Consider the following 20430-nt stretch of genomic DNA (forward strand, 5'->3'; position numbering starts at 1 on the left):
GGCGGGCAACCGAGGGGATTGACCCGAGAGGCCATCCGTGGGGCTTTTGCGCCGGTCGGAGGCATACGACGGTCCGGTGCGGCACTGGGGAAACCACCCGAAACGGTGAAGCCCGGACCGCGGCCGGTCCGGGCTTCCACCGATGGTGGCGCGGCTGCGCGCGGGCTACTTCTCGACCTCCGCGGCCAGCTTGGCGAGCACCGCGTCGTAGATCCGGCCGAGGCCCTTGGGGGCGAAGGTGCGCTCGAAGAAGCCGCCGATGCCGCCGGCGCCGTTCCACACGGTGCTGACGACGGCCTTGGCCTTGCCCTCCCCGGCCGGGGTGACGGTCCAGGTGGTCACCATGGAGGAGTTGCGGTCCTTCTCGACCAGCTGGCCGGTGGTCGGCTCGGAGACCTCCAGCAGGCAGTCGCGGACGCGCTTGCTGGTGGCCTGGAGCTTCCAGTGCACCAGGGTGCCCTCACCGTCCCCGCCCTCGCGCACCTCGTACTCGCTGAAGTGCTCAGGCAGCAGCTTGGCCCGGGTGCCGGTGTAGTCCGCCAGCGCGTCGAACACCTCCTCGGGGTCCGCCGCGATGATCCGCTCCGTGGTGGCCTCGACCTGGCCCATGGCTTGTCCTCCGGACGTCGTACCGAACTGCTACATGCTTCGCCGCACAGCCAACCACCAACGCCACACCCGCCCAAATCCGGATCCCCTCACCCGGCGCGAACGCCTGTTCTCGCCTCGAACGCCCGGCAATCCTCGCCCGAGCGGCGGCTGGACGCCGTCCGGCGGCCCGCCGGTCACGTGAGCCGCGCCAGGGCCTCGTGGGCCGCGGCCTGCAGGCGGTCGTGCGCGCGGGCCGCGACCAGGGCGTCCTCCGCGCGCCGGTCCCCCAGGGCGCCCAGGCCCTCCACGCAGGCGCGGGCGATCGGCCAGCAGTGGTCGCGTGCCGCCAGCAGCCGTTCGAGCGTGGCGAGCAGGGCGGGGACGGACTCGGGGGCGCGGAGCTCGGTCAGCAGGCGGACGGGGTGGAGGGCGTAGGCGGTGCGCAGCGGGTTGGTGGCGAGGGCCGCGGCCGCGCGGGCGGTGCGGGGGTCGCCGAGGCGGGCGAGGACGAAGGCGGCGGTGGCGCAGCGCACCGGTTCGCGGTAGTTCAGGAGCAGTATGAGCGTCTCGAAGGCCCGCCGGTCGCCCTCCGCCCCCAGGACGAAGGCGGCGATCTCACGGGCCCACAGCGGCTGTTCGGGGGCGACCAGGATCCCGGCGAGCTCGTCCCGGCGAGCGCGCCGGGCGGGCGGGCCGCCGTCGCGGGAGCGGACGAGCGCGAGCAGCCGCTCGAAGCCGGCGAACTCGGCGGACGTGACCAGCTCGGCCCGCACCCGCTTGACCAGCGCACGGAATTCCTCTTCTGCCCTCTCGGCTCCTGTCACTGCCCGCTTCCCCTCCCCTGAGTGGCCTGTGCCACATGTTAGGTCGCCCGCCCAGACCCTGGCGCTCTTGGTTACCCGTGAGTTAATCTCCCGGCAAGAGCGGCACCCCCGCTCGGGCGGCCTGGTGACGCAGCCGCCCGCTCGCTTCGACGTCGGTTCGTCGGTTCGGCCCGTCGAGTACGGCACGGCCCCGGGACAGGGCCTTGCCGGTCGTACAACTCCCTTTCCGCGGTCGCCCCTTACCCGTACCCGGAAACGCATCCGACCGACGCATCCCCGCGCGACCCCGCGCGCACGGGGACCTCCCTCTGGAGTCTCGCGATGGACCGTACGTCCACCCCTGAGCCGACCTCCCTCCCGTCCCCCGCCCCCTTGCGGGCCGTCGCCGTCGTGGGCCTCGGCACCATGGGCGCCGGCATCGCCGAAGTCCTGGTCCGGGCCGGCCGCGACGTCGTGGGCATCGACGTCTCGGAGGCCGCGGCCGCGCACGCCGTCCGCGCGCTGGAGACCGCCACCGCCCGCGCGGTGCGCCGCGAACGCATCACCGAGGACGAGCGGCGGGCCGCGCTGGCCCGCTTCCGCACGGCCACGGATCTGCGGGCGGCGGCCGGCGCCGACCTGGTGATCGAGGTCGTGCCCGAGGACTACGCCCTCAAGCACGAGGTGTTCACCGCGCTGGACGCGATCGTGCGCCCCGGCACGATCCTGGCGACGGGCACCAACGCGCTGTCCGTGACGCGGCTGGCCGCGGACTCGGCCCGCCCCGAGCGCGTCCTCGGGCTGCACTTCTTCAACCCCGCGCCGGCGATGAAGCTGGTGGAGGTCGTCTCGTCGGTGCTGACCGCGCCCGCCGCCGTCTCGGCCGTCACCGCGCTCGCCCGCGAGCTCGGCAAGGAGCCCGTCGCGGTCGGCGACCGGCCCGGCTTCGTCGCCGACGGCCTGCTGTTCGGCTATCTGAACCAGGCGGCCGCGATGTACGAGTCGCGCTACGCGACCCGCGAGGACATCGACGCGGCGATGCGGCTGGGCTGCGGACTGCCGATGGGCCCGCTCGCCCTGCTGGACCTGATCGGCATCGACACCGCGCGCACGGTCCTGGAGGCCATGTACGCGGCCTCCCACGACCGGCTGCACGCGCCCGCCCCCGTCCTCGGCCAGCTCGCGGAGGCGGGCCTGACCGGCCGCAAGGCGGGCCGCGGCTTCTACACCTACGACGGGCCGGACTCGGCCGTGGTCGTGCCGGACACGGAGACCCCGGGCAGAGGCGGGGACGGGGCCGCGGCCGGGCCGCGCGAGGTGCGCGCGGTCGGCGTGGCCGGGTCGGGCACGATGGCGAGCGGCATCGCCGAGGTCTTCGCCAAGGCCGGCCACCGCGTGGTGCTCGCGGCGCGCACGCAGGAGAAGGCCGAGGCCGCCAAGGAGCGGGTGGCCGGATCGCTCGCGCGCTCGGTGGCCAAGGGCCGCCTGACGGCCGCCGAGCGGGAGGCCGCCCTGGCGGCGATCGAGCCGGCGGGCTCGCTGGACGCGTTCGCCGGCGTCGACCTCGCCGTCGAGGCGGTCGCGGAGGACCTGGCCGTCAAGCAGCAGCTGTTCGGCACGCTCGACAAGGTCTGCAGGCCGGGCGCGGTGCTGGCCACGACCACGTCCTCGCTGCCCGTCGTCGCCCTGGCCCGCGCGACCTCGCGCCCGCAGGACGTCATCGGGATGCACTTCTTCAACCCGGCGCCGGCGATGAAGCTCGTGGAGGTCGTCCGCACGGTCCTCACCGCGGACGACGTGCACGCCACCGTCCGCGCGGTCTGCGCGAAGGTGCGCAAGCACCCCGTGGACTGCGGCGACCGGGCCGGGTTCATCGTGAACGCCCTGCTGTTCCCGTACCTGAACAACGCGGTGAAGATGGTGCAGGAGCACTACGCGACCCCGGACGACATCGACGCGGCGATGAAGCTCGGCGGCGGCTATCCGATGGGCCCGTTCGAACTGCTCGACGTCGTGGGGCTGGACGTGTCCCTGGCCATCGAGAAGGTCCTGCACCGCGAGTTCCGCGACCCGGGCCTCGCTCCCGCGCCCCTGCTGGAGCACCTCGTGGCGGCGGGCTGCCTGGGCCGCAAGACGGGCCGCGGCTTCCGCGAGTATGCGAAGGCCTGACAGGACGGCGCGCGAGCGCGACGCGGGCTGGGGCGGACTGCTCGAACCGGGGGACGGTCCGTCCCGGCACGCCCGCGCGGACGCGTGTTACGTTCCCCACATGCCCCAGCCCGCCAAGGCCGTCCGCGCTTCGCGCACGGCCGACGAAACACCCCGTGAGACCCGAGATCCGCACCCCGGCCCCGAGACCGCCGGCAGCCGCCGGGCCGCCGCCCAGCGCCTGACCATGCGCCGCAAACTCGCCACCGCCGCGATGGAGTTGTTCGCGACCAAGGGCTACGAGGCGACGACCGTCGACGAGATCGCGGCCGCGGCCGGCGTCGCCCGCCGCACCTTCTTCCGCCACTTCCGCTCCAAGGAAGAGGCCATCTTCCCCGACCACGACGACACGCTCGTGCGGGCCGCCGGGGTGCTGGACGCGGCCCCGCCGCACGAGAACCCCCTCGACACCGTCTGCCGGGGCATCAAGGAGGTCATGCGGATGTACGCGGCCTCCCCGGCCGTGTCCGTCGAGCGCTACCGCCTGACCCGCGAGGTGCCGGCCCTGCGCGAGCGCGAGATCGCCTCCGTCGCCCGCTACGAGCGGCTGTTCACCCGCTACCTCCTCGGCCACTTCGACGAGGGCGCGCACCACGTGGGCGACGACGACCCGCTGCTCGCCGAGGTCGCCGCGTCGGCAGTCGTCACCGCGCACAACCACGTCCTGCGGCGCTGGCTGCGCGGCGGCGGGCAGGGCGATGTGGAGACCCAGCTCGACCATGCGTTCGCGATCGTGCGGGAGACCTTCGGCACGGGCATCGGGGCCGGGCGCGACCGCCAGGAGGAGGCCCCGGGCGCGACCGCGCGGGCCGAGGGCGAGGTGCTGGTCACGGTGGCCCGGACGGACGCGCCGCTGGACGAGGTCATGCGAGCGATCGAGAAGGCGCTCAAGAAGAAGTAGGACATCTCCCGATATTTACCAATGAAGGCCGCCCCCAAGGGGCGGCCTTCATTGCTCATGCGTGCCCTCCGGGTGACATCTGAGAGAAATTGTTGGCACCGAGTGTCTTGTCGTGTGGCACGGCGTGCCATACGTTGTCGGTGTCCGGGCGGCCGGCGCGCAGACACAACCGTCGTGCGCCGGCTGTCCCCACAAGCATCTTGTGCGCCCGGACGCCTGCGTCACAGGCATTCCCACCGCGCCCACCGGCGCCGGGTCGAAGTTGCACCGAGCACCGCCCCGCACCACCGCCGAACCGACGGCACCGCCTCAGCACCACCCCCGACGTTCCTTCAAGCCGTTCTCCCAACGTGCTTCGCCGGAGGCAATACCGTGAACCAGATACTCGACGCCATCCTCGCGCCGGACAGCAAGCCCGAGGACTTCGCGGCCCTGACCGTCCCCGACTCCTACCGCGCGGTGACCGTGCACAAGGACGAGGCGGACATGTTCGAGGGCCTCGCCACCCGGGAGAAGGACCCGCGCAAGTCGCTGCACGTCGAGGAGGTGCCGGTGCCCGAACTCGGGCCCGGCGAGGCGCTCGTGGCCGTCATGGCCAGCTCGGTGAACTACAACTCCGTCTGGACCTCGATCTTCGAGCCGCTGCCCACCTTCGGCTTCCTGGAGCGCTACGGCAAGCTCTCCCCGCTCGCCAAGCGGCACGACCTGCCGTACCACGTCATCGGCTCCGACCTCGCGGGCGTGGTCCTGCGCACCGGCCCCGGCGTCAATGCCTGGAAGCCCGGCGACGAGGTCGTCGCCCACTGCCTGTCCGTGGAGCTGGAGTCCGCCGACGGCCACGACGACACGATGCTCGACCCCGAGCAGCGCATCTGGGGCTTCGAGACGAACTTCGGCGGCCTCGCCGAGATCGCGCTGGTGAAGTCCAACCAGCTCATGCCCAAGCCGCGCCACCTCAGCTGGGAGGAGGCGGCGGCCCCCGGCCTGGTCAACTCCACCGCCTACCGCCAGCTCGTCTCCCGCAACGGCGCCGGCATGAAGCAGGGCGACAACGTCCTGATCTGGGGCGCGAGCGGCGGACTCGGCTCGTACGCAACCCAGTTCGCGCTCGCCGGCGGCGCCAACCCGATCTGCGTGGTGTCCAGCGACAAGAAGGCGGAGATCTGCCGGCGGATGGGCGCCGAGGCGATCATCGACCGCTCGGCCGAGGGCTACAAGTTCTGGAAGGACGAGCACGAGCAGGACCCGCGCGAGTGGAAGCGCCTGGGCAAGCGCATCCGCGAGCTGACCGGCGGCGAGGACGTCGACATCGTCTTCGAGCACCCGGGCCGCGAGACCTTCGGCGCGTCGGTGTACGTCACGCGCAAGGGCGGCACGATCGTCACCTGCGCCTCGACCTCGGGCTACAAGCACGAGTACGACAACCGCTACCTGTGGATGTCGCTGAAGCGCATCGTGGGCTCGCACTTCGCCAACTACCGCGAGGCGTGGGAGGCAAGGTCGGCGTGCTGGCGCTGGCCCCCGAGGAGGGCATGGGGGTCCGCGACGAGGAGATGCGGGCACGGCACATCGACGCCATCAACCGCTTCCGGAACGTGTGAGAGCGCAGGAATGACTGAGCGTCAAACCGCGTCTGAGCCGAAGGGCGCGCCGGTGCCGAAAGAGACGAAGACAAGGGAGCGCAGCGACCGCGGGCTGAGGAACGTCGGCACCGGATCCGAGCGCCCGGAGGCGAAGACGCGCAAGGAGAGGGACCGGCCCTGGCTGATGCGGACCTACGCCGGGCACTCCACGGCCGAGGCGTCCAACGAGCTCTACCGGCGCAACCTCGCCAAGGGCCAGACCGGTCTCTCGGTCGCCTTCGACCTGCCGACGCAGACCGGCTACGACTCCGACCACGTCCTCGCCCGCGGCGAGGTCGGCCGGGTCGGTGTGCCGGTCGCGCACCTCGGCGACATGCGGCGGCTGTTCCAGGACATCCCGCTGGAGCAGATGAACACCTCCATGACCATCAACGCCACCGCCATGTGGCTGCTGGCCATGTACCAGGTGGTCGCGGAGGAGCAGGGCGCCGACGTCACCAGGCTGCAGGGGACGACGCAGAACGACATCGTCAAGGAGTACCTCTCGCGCGGGACGCACGTCTTCCCGCCGGGGCCGTCGCTGCGGCTGACCACCGACATGATCACGTACACGGTGGCGCACATCCCCAAGTGGAACCCGATCAACATCTGCAGCTATCACCTGCAGGAGGCGGGGGCCACGCCGGTCCAGGAGATCGCGTACGCGATGTCCACCGCCATCGCGGTGCTGGACGCGGTGCGGGACTCCGGCCAGGTGCCGGAGGAGAAGTTCGGCGACGTCGTCGCCCGGATCTCCTTCTTCGTCAACGCCGGAGTCCGGTTCATCGAGGAGATGTGCAAGATGCGGGCCTTCGGCCGCATCTGGGACCGCATCACCCGCGAGCGCTACGGCATCGAGAACCCCAAGCAGCGCCGCTTCCGCTACGGCGTCCAGGTCAACTCCCTCGGTCTGACCGAGGCGCAGCCGGAGAACAACGTCCAGCGCATCGTCCTGGAGATGCTGGCCGTGACGCTCTCCAAGGACGCCCGCGCCCGCGCCGTGCAACTGCCGGCCTGGAACGAGGCGCTGGGCCTGCCCCGGCCCTGGGACCAGCAGTGGAGCCTGCGGATCCAGCAGGTCCTCGCGCACGAGAGCGACCTGCTGGAGTACGACGACATCTTCGCGGGCTCGCACGTCGTCGAGGCAAAGGTGGGCGCCCTCGTCGAGGAGTGCCTGGCGGAGATCGAGCGGATCCGGAAGATGGGCGGCGCGATGGCGGCCGTCGAGTCCGGCTACCTGAAGTCGCAGCTGGTCTCCTCGCACGCCGAGCGCCGCGCCCGGATCGAGGCCGGCGAGGAGAAGATCGTCGGCGTCAACTGCTACGAGTCGACCGAGCCCAACCCGCTCACCGCCGATCTCGACACCGCGATCATGACCGTGGACCCGGCCAACGAGGCCCGCGTCGTCGCCTCCCTGCACGCCTGGCGCGACGACCGCGACGAGGCCCGCGCCCAGGAGTCGCTGTCCGCGCTGAAGAAGGCGGCGGCGGGCTCGGACAACCTGATGGCGGCCACGCTGGAGTGCGTCCGCGCCGGCGTCACGACCGGCGAGTGGTCGTGGGCCCTGCGCGACGTCTTCGGGGAGTTCCGCGCCCCCACGGGCGTGAGCAGCGCCCCCGTCGCGGTCGCCGCGGAGGCCGGCACCCCGATGGCCGCCGTCCGCGCCAAGGCGGCCCGCACGGCCGAGGAGCTGGGCGGCGGCCAACTGCGCCTGCTCGTCGGCAAGCCCGGCCTGGACGGCCACTCCAACGGCGCCGAGCAGATCGCCGTCCGCGCGCGCGACGCCGGCTTCGAAGTGGTCTACCAGGGCATCCGGCTCACCCCGGAGCAGATCGTCTCGGCGGCCGTCGCCGAGGACGTGCACTGCGTCGGCCTGTCGATCCTCTCCGGGTCGCACGCCGAACTCGTCCCCGACGTCCTGGCACGCATGCGCGCCGAGGGGGCCGGCGACGTCCCCGTCATCGTCGGGGGCATCATCCCGTCCGCGGACGCCACCGCACTGCGGGCGGCCGGCGTCGCCGCGGTGTTCACTCCAAAAGATTTCGGCATCACGGAGATCATCGGACGTATCGTCGACGAGATCCGGAAAGCGAACCACCTCGACCCGCTGGAGGTCCCCGCATGATCACGCCCGCACCCCAGAAGCCGCTGCGCCCGCGCCGCTCGTGCCTCGCGGTCCCCGGCAGCAACCCGCGCTTCCTGGAGAAGGCCCAGGGCCTCCCCGCCGACATGGTCTTCCTCGACCTGGAGGACGCCTGCGCCCCGCTGGCCAAGGAGGGCGCCCGCCACCTGGTCGTGGACGCGCTCAACAACGGCGACTGGACCGGCAAGACCACTGCCGTCCGCGTCAACGACTGGACGACGCACTGGACGTACCGCGACGTCGTCACGGTCGTGGAGGGCGCCGGCCCCAACCTCGACTGCATCATGCTGCCGAAGGTCCAGGACGCCCAGCAGGTCGTCGCCCTCGACCTGCTGCTCACCCAGATCGAGAAGACCATGGGCTTCGAGGTGGGCCGCATCGGCATCGAGGCGCAGATCGAGAACGCCAAGGGCCTGGTCAACGTGGACGAGATCGCCGCCGCGTCGCCGCGCGTCGAGACGCTCATCTTCGGCCCGGCCGACTTCATGGCCTCCATCAACATGAGGTCCCTGGTCGTCGGCGAGCAGCCGCCCGGCTACCCGGCGGACGCCTACCACTACATCCTGATGCGCATCCTGATGGCGGCCCGTGCCCACGACCTGCAGGCCATCGACGGCCCGTACCTGCAGATCAAGAACGTGGACGGCTACAAGGAGATCGCGCGGCGCTCGGCGGCGCTGGGCTTCGACGGCAAGTGGGTGCTGCACCCCGGCCAGGTGGACGCGGCCAACGAGGTCTTCTCGCCCTCGCAGGAGGAGTACGACCACGCCGAGCTGATCCTCGACGCGTACGACTGGTGCACGTCGGAGGAGGGCGGCAAGAAGGGCTCGGCGATGCTCGGCGACGAGATGATCGACGAGGCCAGCCGGAAGATGGCCCTGGTCATCGCGGGCAAGGGCCGGGCGGCGGGGCTGACCCGTACGTCGAAGTTCGAGATCCCGGAGGCCTGAGCACCGTGCAGTTCGGCCGGACTTACGAAGAGTTCACTGTGGGCGACGTGTACAAGCACTGGCCCGGCAAGACCGTCACCGAGTACGACGACCACTTGTTCTGTCTGCTGACCATGAACCACCACCCGCTGCACATGGACAGCAATTACGCGGAGAAGACGACCGATTTCGGCAAGAACGTCGTGGTCGGGAACTACGTCTACTCGCTCCTGCTGGGCATGTCCGTCCCCGACGTCTCGGGCAAGGCCATCGCCAACCTGGAGGTCGAGTCGCTGAAGCACGTCGCGCCGACCTTCCACGGCGACACGATCTACGGCGAGACGCGCGTGCTGGACAAGACGCCGTCGAAGTCGAAGAGCGACCGCGGGATCGTGCACGTCGAGACCATCGGCTACAAGCAGGACGGCACCGTGGTCTGCACCTTCCGGCGGAAGGTGATGGTGCCCACCGCCACGTACATCAAGGAGCGCGGCGGGGAGCAGCCCGGCCGCCCCGAGCCGATCATCCGGGAGAAGTGAGATGGGCCGCCTGGCACAGACCGACGGGCTGACGGACGTCCAGCAGGAGATCCTCTCGACGGTCCGCGGCTTCGTCGACAAGGAGATCATCCCGGTCGCCACGGATCTGGAGCACCGGGACGAGTACCCCGCGCAGATAGTCGAGGGCCTCAAGGACCTCGGGGTGTTCGGCCTGATGATCCCGGAGGAGTACGGCGGGCTGGGTGAGTCGCTTCTCACATACGCGCTGTGCGTGGAGGAGATCGCCCGGGGCTGGATGAGCGTGTCGGGGATCATCAACACGCACTTCATCGTGGCGTACATGCTCAAGCAGCACGGCACCCAGGAACAGAAGGACTATTTCCTGCCAAAGATGGCGGCGGGGGAGATCCGGGGCGCGTTCTCGATGTCGGAGCCGGGCCTGGGCTCGGATGTGTCCGCTATCACATCGAAGGGCGTGCGGGACGGCGACACGTACGTCCTGAACGGCCAGAAGATGTGGCTGACGAACGGGGGCACCTCGACGCTGGTGGCGGTGCTCTGCCGGACGGACGAGGGGCATCCCGAGGGGACCGCTCCGCACAAGTCGATGACGACCTTCCTGATCGAGAAGGAGCCGGGGTTCGGCGAGGTCAAGCCGGGGCTGACCATCCCCGGAAAGATCGACAAAATGGGTTACAAGGGCGTCGACACCACCGAGCTGATCATGGACGGGCTGCGGGTGCCGGCCGACCGCGTGCTCGGCGGGGTCACGGGCCGGGGCTTCTATCAGATGATGGACGGCGTCGAGGTCGGCCGGGTCAATGTCGCGGCGCGTGGCTGCGGAGTCGCACAGCGTGCGTTCGAGCTGGGGGTGGCCTACGCACAACAGCGGCAAACTTTCGGAAAACCCATCGCCCAGCACCAGGCAATCCAGTTCAAACTTGCCGAAATGGGGACAAAGGTCGAAGCCGCGCATGCGATGATGGTGAATGCGGCCCGGAAGAAGGACTCGGGCCGGCGCAACGATCTCGAGGCCGGAATGGCCAAGTACCTGGCCTCCGAGTACTGCAAGGAGGTGGTCGAGGACGCGTTCCGCATCCATGGCGGATACGGGTTCTCGAAGGAATACGAGATCGAGCGTCTCTACCGAGAGGCTCCCATGCTGCTCATCGGTGAGGGAACGGCAGAGATCCAGAAAATGATCATCGGTCGCCGGCTACTCGAGGAGTACCGGATCCAGGGATAAATGTTCCGGTTGGGGGTGGTTTGGTCGAGAAGAAGATCACACCCTGTCATCGGACTTCGGCCACGGACTGGCCCTGGCGCTTAGCCAGTTGCCGGTCGCAACCGATAGCATCCCCCGAAAGCCGCCGTCCCCCAATCGTTTCGCGGCACCCTCCGCTACGAAGGTCACCCATGCCCCACAGCTCTTCCTCTGCACACCGCGACAGCCTCGCCGGCGTTCGCCTCGCGCGCGGAGCATCGCCGTGGCTCCTCCCGACCGTCGCCACGGCGGCGGTAAGCCTGTCCCGCGCCCGGCGCTCCGGGCGCTGGGCCGCGCTGGCCGTGCCCGCCACCGCGCTCGCGGCGGGCATGCTGTGGTTCTTCCGCGACCCCGAGCGCGAGATCGCTCCGGGCCGGGTCATCTCCCCGGCCGACGGCGTGGTGCAGAGCATCATGCCGTGGAAGGACGGGCGCACCCGGGTCGCGATCTTCATGAGCCCGCTGAACGTCCACGTCAACCGGGCGCCGCTGGCCGGCACCGTGACGTCCGTCGAGCACATCCCCGGCGGGTTCGTTCCGGCGTTCAACAAGGAGAGCGAGAACAACGAGCGCGTCGTCTGGCACTTCGACACCGAGCTCGGCGACATCGAGATGGTGCAGATCGCCGGCGCCGTCGCCCGTCGCATCGTGCCCTACCTCACCGCGGACACCAAGGTGGAGCAGGGTGAGCGGATCGGCCTGATCCGCTTCGGCTCGCGCGTCGACATCTACCTCCCCGAGGGCGTCGAGATCGCGGTCGAGGTCGGGCAGAAGACCACGGCGGGGGTGACACGCCTTGACCGTGATTGATCAAGAGGCATCGTGGGTGCCCGAGGCGGACGAGGCCGAGGACGCGGAGACCATGCCGCTGTCCACCCGGCTCTCAATAGCGGACACGCTCACGCTCGGTAACGCGATCTGCGGGTTCATGGCGGTGTACTTCACCACCACCGGCGTCCTCATCCCCCACCTCACGGGGAACGAGGACGGCGGCATGGCCCGCCACAGCGCGGCCACCGCGGTCATACTGATGCTCCTCGCATCGGTCTTCGACCTCTTCGACGGGCTCGTGGCGCGCAAGCTGCGCAGCTCGGCGATGGGCGCGGAGCTGGACAACCTCTCCGACCTGATCAGCTTCGGGCTCGCCCCGGCGTACTTCGTGGTCGTGTGGGGCATGGTCGCCGACGACGCCCACCAGCGGGTGTCGGCCGTGGCCGCGGTCGTGGTGCTGCTGGCGGTCGTCCTCAGACTGGCGCGCTTCTCGTGCGTCCAGCTGCGGGACGGCATCTTCCAGGGCATGCCGAGTCCCTTCGGCGCGCTCACGGTCGTCTCGATCGTGCTCCTGGAGCTGCCCTTCGTCCCGACGCTGCTGGCGATCGTGGGCGTGGCGTGGCTCATGGTGAGCCGGGTCGAGTACCCCAAGCCGCGGGGGCGCCTCGCGGTGGCGATGCTCAGCTGGATCGTGCTCAGCATGGGCCTGCTGGCGGCCTGGGCGTTCGACGCGCCCGGCGGCGAGCTCCTGCTCCAGACGGGCTGTGCGCTCCAGGTGGTCCTGGGCGCGGTGATCCCCCTGTTCGCCACGGCGCGCCGGGTGAACACGTTCCGCGACAACCGCCGCGAGGCGAGGGCGACGCAGCTTCCGTAGCGGCGGCGTCGCGGGTGACCACGGACGGGGTGGTCCCGGAACCTTCGGGTTCGGGGACCACTCCGTTCGGCGTTTCCACGGCGGTGTGCGGGTGTGCGGTGTGCCCTCGGGGCGGGGGCTCGGCGGGGGCCCTCGGCCGAGGTGCGGCGGGCACCGCCGGTCCGCGCCGCGGGGGCTTCTCGCCGTTGCGGCGGGAGTTTTCTGCCTGCGGCAGAGGGCATGGGCGTTGCGCTGATCGAGAGACCCTGCCCTCTCCCATCCGCCGCCGCGGCGCGCAACCCTCACCGGAGGCGAAGCGGGCGGCGGTACCCGACGAGCCGGGGCCTTCGCCCAGGGCCGAGTCCGGCCGAAAGACAGCGCCCGCGCCGAAGCCGTTGCGCTGATCGAGAAGCCCCGCCTCTCCCATCCGCCGCCGCGGCGCGCAACCCTCACCGGAGGTGTCCGGCGGTGCCCGACGAGCCGAGGGCCTCGCCCAGGTCCGAATCCGGCCGGGAGACAGCGGCCGCGCCGAAGCCGTGGCGACGGTCGAGAGGGCCTGCTCTCTCACCCCGCCGCCGCGGCGAACAACCCCACCGGAGGTGCCCGGCGGTGCCGGGCTACCGGACGTGGTCCTCCGCAATCCGTTCTGCGAGACGTTCCAGCAGGGGCCCCGCAAGGGCCATGCAACGGGACGGGTCCGGCTCCAGGGACGTCAGGGCGTACGCGCGCTCAATGCCCGCCGCGGACAGCTCCTCTACGGACAGGGCCAGCCGGCCGCAGACGGCCACGACCGGGACACCCCGCGCACGGGCCGCCGCGGCCACCCCGGCCGGCGCCTTGCCCCGCAGGGTCTGCGCGTCGAGGGAGCCCTCGCCCGTAATCACGAGGTCCGTACCGGCGAGGGCGTCGGCGAAGCCGAGGACGTCGAGCATGACCTCGATGCCGAGCCGGAAGACCGCGCCGAGCCCGGCGAGGGCCCCGTAGCCGAGCCCGCCCGCGGCACCCGCCCCGGCCGAGCCCGCGAGCGCGCCACCATCGAGCACGGCGGCGTAGTGCGCGAGCGCGGCATCCAGCAGGGCCACGTCGTCCGCGGAGGCGCCCTTCTGGGGGCCGTAGGCGGCCGCAGCCCCGGCGGGCCCGGTCAGCGGGCTGTCGACGTCGCTGGCGAGGACGAGGGAGACGGTGCGCAGCCGGGGGTCGAGCCCCGAGAGGTCGGCCGTGGCGAGCCCGGCGAGGGCCGCTCCCCCGGGCCGGACCGGCGCACCGGACGCGTCGAGGAGCCGAGCGCCGAGCGCACTGAGCATCCCGGCCCCGCCGTCCGTCGTGGCGCTGCCCCCGATGCCGAGGATCAGCGAGCGCGCGCCCGCGTCGAGCGCGGCCCGTACGAGCTCACCGGTCCCGTACGTGGTGGCCGTGAGCGGCGCGGGCACCCCGCCCGGCAGCCGCCGCAGCCCGGACGCCTCCGCCATCTCCACGACCGCGGTGCCGCCGCGCAGCGCGTACGCGGCGGTGACGTGCGCCCCCACCGGCCCGGTCACCCGCACCTCGCGGCGTTCGAAGCCGGCGGCGACCGCGGCGTCGACCGTGCCGTCCCCGCCGTCCGCGACGGGCAGCGCGGCGATGTCGAGGGGCCTGCCGGCGGCGTCCGCGGCCCGCCGCAGCCCGGCGGCGACGTGCCGGGCGACCTCGGCGGCCGTCAGGGAGCCCTTGAACTTGTCCGCGGCGATGAGCACCCGTACCGCGTCCGCCATTGCCCCACCCCACCCCTCGCGTCGAAGCGCTTCGAGCCCGGCCGTGCCGCCTGGACCCTACCGGGGCGGATCGGCCGTTGCCCATGCCCGCGCGCGGCGTGCCAGTCCGCCCAATTCCGTACTCTTCCGGCCATAGTGGGGCGTCATGAGCACCCATGCGCACGATCCGTCCGACCCGCACGCCCCCGCCGCACCGGGCGGCCGTGAGGAGCCCCCGGACGCGGCCCTGGTCGCGATCGGCGGCGCGGCGGTGCTCGCGGTCGTCGCGTGGGCGGCGCTGGGCAAGCACTCCTTCGACCGGCTGACGAAGTCGGCACTGAACTGGGTGCTGTCCAACTTCGCCTGGCTGTTCGTGATCGCCGCGGACGTCTTCCTGGCCCTGTGCGTGGTGATCGCCGTGAGCCGCTTCGGCCGGATCCGGCTCGGCCGGGACGACGACCAGCCGGAGTTCAGCAACCTCGCGTGGATCGCGATGATGTTCAGCGCGGGCATGGGCATCGGCCTGATGTTCTACGGCGTCGGCGAGCCGCTCCTGCACTTCGTCTCCCCGCCGCCCGGCAGCGGCGTCACCGCGAACACGCCGGCCGCGGCCCGTACCGCGCTGGAGTACTCGTTCTTCCACTGGACCCTGCACCCGTGGGCGATCTACGGCATGGCGGGGCTCGCCCTCGCCTACGCGGGCTTCCGCAAGGGCCGCGGCAACCGGCTGAGCTCGGCGTTCGTCCCGCTGCTCGGCGAGGAGCGGGCGGCCGGCTGGCCGGGCCGGGTCATCGACCTGCTCGCGGTCTTCGCCACCGTGTTCGGCACGGCGACGAGCCTCGGCCTGGGCGCCCTGCAGGTGTCGAAGGGCCTCAACATCACGACCGGGGTGAAGGACACCACGGGCCTGGAGCTGATCATCATCGGCGGGCTGTCGGCCGCGTTCGTGCTGTCGGCGTTCTCCGGGCTGCACAAGGGCGTGAAGTGGCTCAGCACGCTCAATATCGTGCTCGCCGCCTGCCTCATGCTCTTCGTCTTCCTCCTCGGCCCCACCGTCTTCGTCCTCAACACCATCCCCGCGGCCGCCGGCAGCTACCTGCACGACCTGGTGACCCTCGCGACGCGTACGGGCGCGTTCACCGACTCCCAGTGGCTCGGCGCCTGGACGATCTTCTACTGGGCGTGGTGGCTGTCCTGGGCCCCCTTCGTGGGCACGTTCATCGCCCGCATCTCGCGCGGCCGGACGATCCGCGAGTTCCTCATCGGCGTCCTGCTGGTGCCCAGCGGTGCCACGGTCGTGTGGTTCTGCGTGATGGGCGGCAGCGCCCTGCGGCTGGACATGACGGGCGCGGCCGACATGGCCGGGACCGTCAAGGACGGCGCGGAGGCGTCCCTGTTCGCCCTCCTGGACACGCTGCCGCTGGAGACGCTCACCTCGTGGATCGCGATGGCGCTGGTCATGACGTACTTCATCACCAGCGCGGACTCCGCGTCCCTCGTGATGGGCTCGCTCTCCAGCCGCGGCGCGCTGCACCCGCGGACGTGGCTGGTGGTGACGTGGGGCGTCCTGATGGCCGCGGTCGCGGCGGTGCTGCTGGTGGCCGGCGGGCTGCAGTCGCTGCAGTCGGCGACGATCCTGGTCGCCCTGCCGTTCGTGCTGGTCATGCTGGCCCTGTGCTGGTCGCTGATGTCGGAGCTGCGCGAGGACCCGGGGGCGGGCCCGGCCCGGCACCACGCGATGCACGGCTTGCGGGACGCGCTGCGGACGATGGTCGGCGACGCGATCGAGGAGCGGGCCCCGGGCCCGGTGCGCCACCCGCGGCTGCGCCGGGTCGCGGACAGCGTCCGCGACCGCGACGACGAGGGGCAGGGCGGGGGCTAGAAGGGAGCGGGGCCGGACGGGGCGGGCGGCTGGACGGGGCGGGCGGCCGCGGCGGCCACCTTGCCGCCGAACCCGTCCGGGTCCTCCCAGATCGCGGTGCGGACCACACCCGGCGAGACGGTGTTGACCCGCACGCCCCGCGGCCCGAACTCCTCGGAGAGGGACTTGCCGAAGGCCGTGAGCGCCGCCTTGGCCACGCTGTACGCGATGGGGCCGGCGGCGGGGAGCCGCGCGTTGATGGAGGAGACGTTGACAACGGAGCCGCGGCGCGGGGTCAGGGACGGCAGGGCGGCGCGGCTGACGCGGACGGCGCTGAGGAAGTTCAGGTCGAGGTTCGCCTGGAACTGGGCGTCGTCGGCGTCGAGGAACCCGCCGAGGACGACCTCGTCGCCGCCGCCGACGTTGTTGACCAGCAGGTCGATCCCCTCGCCGAGCGCGGCGAGGGTCTGCTCGACGAGCGTGCGCGCGCCGTCGGGCGTGCTGAGGTCGACGGCGACGGCCGCGGTGGCGGCCTCTTTGAGCTCGGGGGTGATCGTACGGGCGGCGCCGACGACCCGTACGCCCTCGGCGGCGAGGGAGCGGACGGTGGCGAGGCCGATGCCGCGGCTCGCTCCGGTGACGAGGGCGGTCTTGCCGGTGAGGTGGAGATCCATGACGTACGCTTCTTTCTTTACCTGAAGGTACAAAATTTGGGTATGGGTATGGGTACGGGTGGGCGGGGCCGGAGGCCGGCCCGGCCCCGGCCGCTCAGAGCATGGCGAGCGCCGCGTCCGCGACGCGGCACAGCCGCTCCCGGCCGCCCTGGGCGCGGGCGATGACCCGCATGCCGACGAGCGCCGCGAGCAGCAGGCTCGCGACCGCGGCCGGGTCCCGGTCCGGGGCGAACTCGCCCGTGCGCTGCCCGCGCTCGACGGCGGCCTTGAAGGCGCCCTCGGTGCGCTCGAACATGCGGCGTACGAGTTCGGTGGAGGCGTCGTCCCTGCCGCCGAGTTCGGTGGCGGTGTTCACGGCGAGGCAGCCGCGGCGGCCGGACTCGCCGAGGTCCGTCTCGATCAGCAGCTCCAGCGCGGAGCGCAGCAGCGGCAGGACGGGGCCGGGCTGATCGAGCAGCTCCACCAGCGCCGCGGCCTGGGTGTCGCGGTAGCGCTCCAGCGCACGCTCGAACAGGGCGTGCTTGCTGCCGAAGGCGTGGTAGAGGCTGCCCTTGCCAATGCCGAGCTCGTCGACGAGGTCCTGGGGCGTGGTGGCGGCGTAGCCCTTGCGCCAGAAGACGTCCATGGCTTTGCCGACGACTGCGTCCGGATCGAACTGCTTGGGCCTTCCCACGGAGGAAACGGTAGGTCTTTTTGACCTGTAGGTCAATTACCGAGGGCTCTCCACTTCTGTCAGCTCTGCGGGGGTGGCGGGGCCGGCGCGGTCGGCGCGGTCGGCGCGGGCTGGCAGATGGCGAAGACGCGTAGGTCGATGGCAGTGGGGCTCGTGTTGTTCACGCCCACCAGGTAGACGTTCTCGATGACGCTCGGGTACGCGTCGAGCTTTTCCAGGCCGCCGATCCGGCTGCCGGGCTGGAAGTAGCCGCCGCCGACGATCTGGGTGCCGGCGGGGCAGACGGGGCTGCGGAGTTGCTGGTCGCGGGAGAGGGGCGGCACGGAGTGGTCCTGCACGACGGTCAGCGGGAGGCCCGTGGTGCCGGGGATGCCTTGCGGGCCCGTGGGGCCCGGGGGTCCGGCGGGGCCTGCCGGACCGGCGGGGCCGGGGGCACCGGGTTCGCCCTTGGGGCCGACCGGGCCCATGGGGCCGGAGGGGCCGCCCGGGCCGGTGGGTCCCGTGGGACCGGTCGGACCGGCGGGTCCCACGGTTCCGGCGGGACCGAGGGGGCCGGCCGGGCCGGCGGTTCCGGGGTCTCCCTTGGCGCCCTGTGGTCCGATCGGCCCTGTCGGGCCGGTTGCCCCGGTGGCTCCGGCAGGACCGAGGGGGCCCGCGGGCCCGGTGGGACCGCTCGGGCCGACGGGTCCCACCGGGCCGGCGGGGCCGGGGTCACCTCGGTCGCCCTTGGGGCCGAGAGGTCCGGCGGAACCGCCCGGCCCTACGGGCCCGGTGGGTCCGGAAGGCCCTGCGGACCCGGTGGGCCCGGTGGGACCTGCCGGCCCGGCGGGCCCCACTGGTCCTGCCGGCCCCTCGGGCCCGACGGGGCCGGTGGGGCCTGCCTCACCCCGGTCGCCCTTGGGTCCGGCGCCCCCTGCCGGCCCGACCGCCCCGACGGGCCCAACCGGCCCGGCAGGCCCACCGGGCCCAACCGCCCCCACGGGCCCCGCGGGCCCAGCAGGCCCGGTGACCCCCGGATCCCCTTGCTCCCCTCGGGGTCCCACGGGCCCGGCAGGACCCATGGGCCCACTGGGGCCGACGGGGCCGGCGGGACCGCCGGGCGGGCCGGCAGGACCGGCGGGGCCAGTGGGGCCGGCGGGTCCGGCAGGCCCCACGAGACCGGTAGAACCGGCCGGGCCGACGGGGCCGACGGGGCCGGGATCACCCTTGTCTCCCTTGGCACCGGCAGCACCAGCAGAGCCGACAGGGCCAGCCGGGCCGGCGGGGCCGACAGCACCGGGATCGCCCTTGTCTCCCTTGACACCAGCAGGCCCTACGAGACCGGTAGGACCGACTGGGCCGGCGGGGCCGACGGCACCGGGATCACCCTTGTCTCCCTTGGCACCGGCAGGACCAGGAGGACCGACGGGACCTTCGGAACCTGCGAGTCCCACGGGTCCAGCAGGTCCGACGGGGCCGGCAGGGCCGACGGCACCGGGATCACCCTTGTCACCTTTGGCTCCGGCAGGCCCGGGAGAACCGGCAGTCCCCGGATCGCCCTTGTCACCCTTCACACCGACAGGGCCAGGAGGGCCGGCAGGTCCGACAGCGCCAGGATCACCCTTGACGCCGGCGACGCCCGGAGGACCGGCAGGCCCGACGGGACCGGTCGGCCCGGCAGGCCCCACGGCGCCCGGATCGCCTTTGTCCCCCTTGACGCCGACAGGGCCAGGAGGACCAACGAGCCCGGGCGGCCCAGGAGCTCCGATGGGCCCGGCAGAACCCACGGCACCGGGAGGCCCGGCAGGACCTACAGCCCCCGCGTCGCCCTTGTCCCCCTTGGCTCCGGCTGGACCAGAAGGGCCGGCAAGGCCCTCCGGACCAGCAGGTCCAGGAGGACCGGCAGGGCCTACGGCGCCCGGATCACCCTTGTCCCCCTTGAGGCCCGCGACGCCAGGAGGGCCGACAGGACCGACGGCCCCGGGCGGGCCCACAGCACCCGGATCCCCCTTCGGACCCGCGGAGCCGGCGGGGCCGGCGGGGCCGGCGGGGCCGGCGGGGCCCAGGGCACCCGGAGCGCCCTTCTCACCCTTGGCTCCGGCGGGGCCTGCCGCACCGGGATCGCCCTTGTCCCCCTTCACGCCCGCAGGGCCCGCCGCACCCGGATCGCCCTTCGCCCCGGGCCCGCCCGGAGGACCCGGCGGGCCCGCCGGACCGGCGGCTCCCGGGGCGCCCTTGGCCCCCGGATCCCCCTTGGCACCGGGAACGCCCGAAGGACCCACGGTGCCGGGCGGCCCAGGGGGCCCGCCCGCACCCGGACGCCCCGGAGGCCCCGCCGGGCCGGGCCTCCCCGCCGGGCCCGGGCGGCCCGGGTCGCCCTTCGGGCCCTGGGGCCCCGGCGGGCCCGCCGGCCCGGGGCGGCCGTGGGAGCCGCCCGAGCCCCCATGGCCCCCATGGCCCCCGTGATCACCGCCGTGACCGCCACCCCGGCACGGCAGCACCTGCCCGAACGCCCGCACGTAGTGGGCGCTCATCCAGCCCCGCCCGCCCGCGAGCCGGTACCAGAGGCGGTCCCCCTCCACCCGCTCCCCGGCCGCCTTGCAGCCGATGCGCACCCGCTCCCCCGGGCCGTAGCTCCCCACGACCGGCGCAGAGGTCGAGGGCGCCTTCCGTACCTTCTGACCGAACCGCGAGATCACCTTGCCCGGCACTCCACGCCCCGCAGGCCCCGGCACGGGCGACGGCGCCGGCGGCGACGTGACCGCGGCCGCACCGCCCCCGCCCGCCGACGCGCAGAAGGCGATCAGCGCGCCCAGCGCGACCGCGCCGCGCCCGGCCACGAAAGCCCCGGCCCGTCTCCGAATTAGCGACATATCGCTCCCTTCACTCCAAGGGACCCACAGCGGCCACAGCAACACACGGGCGGACC

15 protein-coding genes and 2 pseudogenes are annotated in these 20430 nt (G+C 72.6%); 10 read left to right on the plus strand and 7 right to left on the minus strand.

Annotated features, from left to right (window positions below):
* Positions 1–165: 165 nt before the first annotated feature.
* Together IF61_RS0119945 and IF61_RS0119950 are read right to left on the minus strand one after the other, a co-directional pair.
* Complete coding sequence (locus tag IF61_RS0119945) at positions 166–609, minus strand: SRPBCC family protein (protein WP_030367816.1); 444 nt, start codon at positions 607–609, stop codon at positions 166–168.
* 176 nt (positions 610–785) lie between these two features.
* Entirely contained in the window at positions 786–1415 is a 630-nt protein-coding gene (locus IF61_RS0119950; protein WP_030367817.1) for a HEAT repeat domain-containing protein, read from the minus strand.
* A 321-nt stretch (positions 1416–1736) separates the two neighbouring features.
* On the opposite strand from IF61_RS0119950, the gene IF61_RS0119955 reads away from it, so the two are divergent.
* From IF61_RS0119955 to pssA, 9 genes and pseudogenes are all read left to right on the plus strand, one after another.
* On the plus strand, positions 1737–3563 hold the full coding sequence (locus IF61_RS0119955) for a 3-hydroxyacyl-CoA dehydrogenase family protein (RefSeq protein ID WP_052392844.1): 1827 nt from the start codon (positions 1737–1739) through the stop codon (positions 3561–3563).
* 100 nt (positions 3564–3663) lie between these two features.
* Complete coding sequence (locus IF61_RS0119960; RefSeq protein ID WP_030367819.1) at positions 3664–4503, plus strand: TetR family transcriptional regulator; 840 nt, start codon at positions 3664–3666, stop codon at positions 4501–4503.
* Between the two features lie 372 nt (positions 4504–4875).
* Positions 4876–6104: pseudogene (gene ccrA / locus IF61_RS34360) on the plus strand (crotonyl-CoA carboxylase/reductase).
* 94 nt (positions 6105–6198) lie between these two features.
* Positions 6199–8250 carry a protein meaA gene (locus tag IF61_RS0119965; protein WP_078660371.1) on the plus strand — a complete coding sequence of 684 codons (2052 nt, stop codon included), beginning with the start codon at positions 6199–6201 and terminating at the stop codon, positions 8248–8250.
* Positions 8247–9218 (plus strand): HpcH/HpaI aldolase/citrate lyase family protein, encoded by a 972-nt coding sequence (locus IF61_RS0119970; protein WP_030367821.1) that lies wholly within the window; start codon positions 8247–8249, stop codon positions 9216–9218. The genes IF61_RS0119965 and IF61_RS0119970 overlap by 4 nt, the downstream gene beginning before the upstream one ends.
* Positions 9219–9223: 5 nt before the next feature.
* Complete coding sequence (locus IF61_RS0119975) at positions 9224–9736, plus strand: MaoC family dehydratase (RefSeq protein WP_030367822.1); 513 nt, start codon at positions 9224–9226, stop codon at positions 9734–9736.
* A gap of 1 nt (position 9737) precedes the next feature.
* Complete coding sequence (locus IF61_RS0119980) at positions 9738–10943, plus strand: acyl-CoA dehydrogenase family protein (protein WP_030367823.1); 1206 nt, start codon at positions 9738–9740, stop codon at positions 10941–10943.
* Positions 10944–11113: 170 nt separating this feature from the next.
* On the plus strand, positions 11114–11770 hold the full coding sequence (locus IF61_RS0119985; RefSeq protein WP_030367824.1) for a phosphatidylserine decarboxylase: 657 nt from the start codon (positions 11114–11116) through the stop codon (positions 11768–11770).
* Positions 11757–12605, plus strand: a complete 849-nt coding sequence (gene pssA / locus IF61_RS0119990; RefSeq protein ID WP_030367825.1) for a CDP-diacylglycerol--serine O-phosphatidyltransferase — start codon at positions 11757–11759, stop codon at positions 12603–12605. Before IF61_RS0119985 ends, pssA begins: the two co-directional genes overlap by 14 nt.
* Before the next feature lie 596 nt (positions 12606–13201).
* Here pssA and IF61_RS0119995 read toward each other — a convergent pair.
* Positions 13202–14335: a glycerate kinase gene (locus IF61_RS0119995; protein ID WP_030367826.1), complete on the minus strand. Its 1134-nt coding sequence runs from the start codon at positions 14333–14335 to the stop codon at positions 13202–13204.
* 145 nt (positions 14336–14480) lie between these two features.
* On the opposite strand from IF61_RS0119995, the gene IF61_RS0120000 reads away from it, so the two are divergent.
* A complete protein-coding gene (locus IF61_RS0120000; protein ID WP_030367827.1) occupies positions 14481–16196 on the plus strand; it encodes a BCCT family transporter in 1716 nt (571 codons plus the stop codon).
* Here IF61_RS0120000 and IF61_RS0120005 read toward each other — a convergent pair.
* From IF61_RS0120005 to IF61_RS37730, 4 genes and pseudogenes are all read right to left on the minus strand, one after another.
* Positions 16193–16849 (minus strand): SDR family NAD(P)-dependent oxidoreductase, encoded by a 657-nt coding sequence (locus tag IF61_RS0120005; protein ID WP_078660349.1) that lies wholly within the window; start codon positions 16847–16849, stop codon positions 16193–16195. The two genes, IF61_RS0120000 and IF61_RS0120005, sit on opposite strands and share 4 nt — an antisense overlap.
* Positions 16850–16943: 94 nt before the next feature.
* Positions 16944–17522 carry a TetR/AcrR family transcriptional regulator gene (locus IF61_RS0120010; RefSeq protein WP_030367829.1) on the minus strand — a complete coding sequence of 193 codons (579 nt, stop codon included), beginning with the start codon at positions 17520–17522 and terminating at the stop codon, positions 16944–16946.
* Between the two features lie 59 nt (positions 17523–17581).
* Positions 17582–17989 (minus strand): hypothetical protein, encoded by a 408-nt coding sequence (locus IF61_RS37050; protein WP_052392846.1) that lies wholly within the window; start codon positions 17987–17989, stop codon positions 17582–17584.
* Positions 17990–20029: 2040 nt separating this feature from the next.
* Positions 20030–20374: pseudogene (locus IF61_RS37730) on the minus strand (SH3 domain-containing protein); the annotation flags it as partial.
* Between the last annotated feature and the right edge of the window lie 56 nt (positions 20375–20430).

It is taken from the genome of Streptomyces roseoverticillatus (genome assembly GCF_000719265.1).
In the GTDB taxonomy this organism is placed as follows: domain Bacteria; phylum Actinomycetota; class Actinomycetes; order Streptomycetales; family Streptomycetaceae; genus Streptomyces; species Streptomyces roseoverticillatus.

Bases quoted from the DNA above. Each gene is read 5' to 3' on its own strand.
- IF61_RS0119970 (WP_030367821.1), top strand. From the start codon at position 8,247: ATGATCACGCCCGCACCCCAGAAGCCGCTGCGCCCGCGCCGCTCGTGC.
- IF61_RS37050 (WP_052392846.1), bottom strand. From the start codon at position 17,989: ATGGGCCCGGTCGGCCCCAAGGGCGAACCCGGTGCCCCCGGCCCCGCC.
- IF61_RS0119980 (WP_030367823.1), top strand. From the start codon at position 9,738: ATGGGCCGCCTGGCACAGACCGACGGGCTGACGGACGTCCAGCAGGAG.
- IF61_RS0119985 (WP_030367824.1), top strand. From the start codon at position 11,114: ATGCCCCACAGCTCTTCCTCTGCACACCGCGACAGCCTCGCCGGCGTT.
- IF61_RS0119960 (WP_030367819.1), top strand. From the start codon at position 3,664: ATGCCCCAGCCCGCCAAGGCCGTCCGCGCTTCGCGCACGGCCGACGAA.
- IF61_RS0119995 (WP_030367826.1), bottom strand. From the start codon at position 14,335: ATGGCGGACGCGGTACGGGTGCTCATCGCCGCGGACAAGTTCAAGGGC.
- IF61_RS0119955 (WP_052392844.1), top strand. From the start codon at position 1,737: ATGGACCGTACGTCCACCCCTGAGCCGACCTCCCTCCCGTCCCCCGCC.
- IF61_RS0119945 (WP_030367816.1), bottom strand. From the start codon at position 609: ATGGGCCAGGTCGAGGCCACCACGGAGCGGATCATCGCGGCGGACCCC.
- IF61_RS0120005 (WP_078660349.1), bottom strand. From the start codon at position 16,849: ATGGATCTCCACCTCACCGGCAAGACCGCCCTCGTCACCGGAGCGAGC.
- IF61_RS0120000 (WP_030367827.1), top strand. From the start codon at position 14,481: ATGAGCACCCATGCGCACGATCCGTCCGACCCGCACGCCCCCGCCGCA.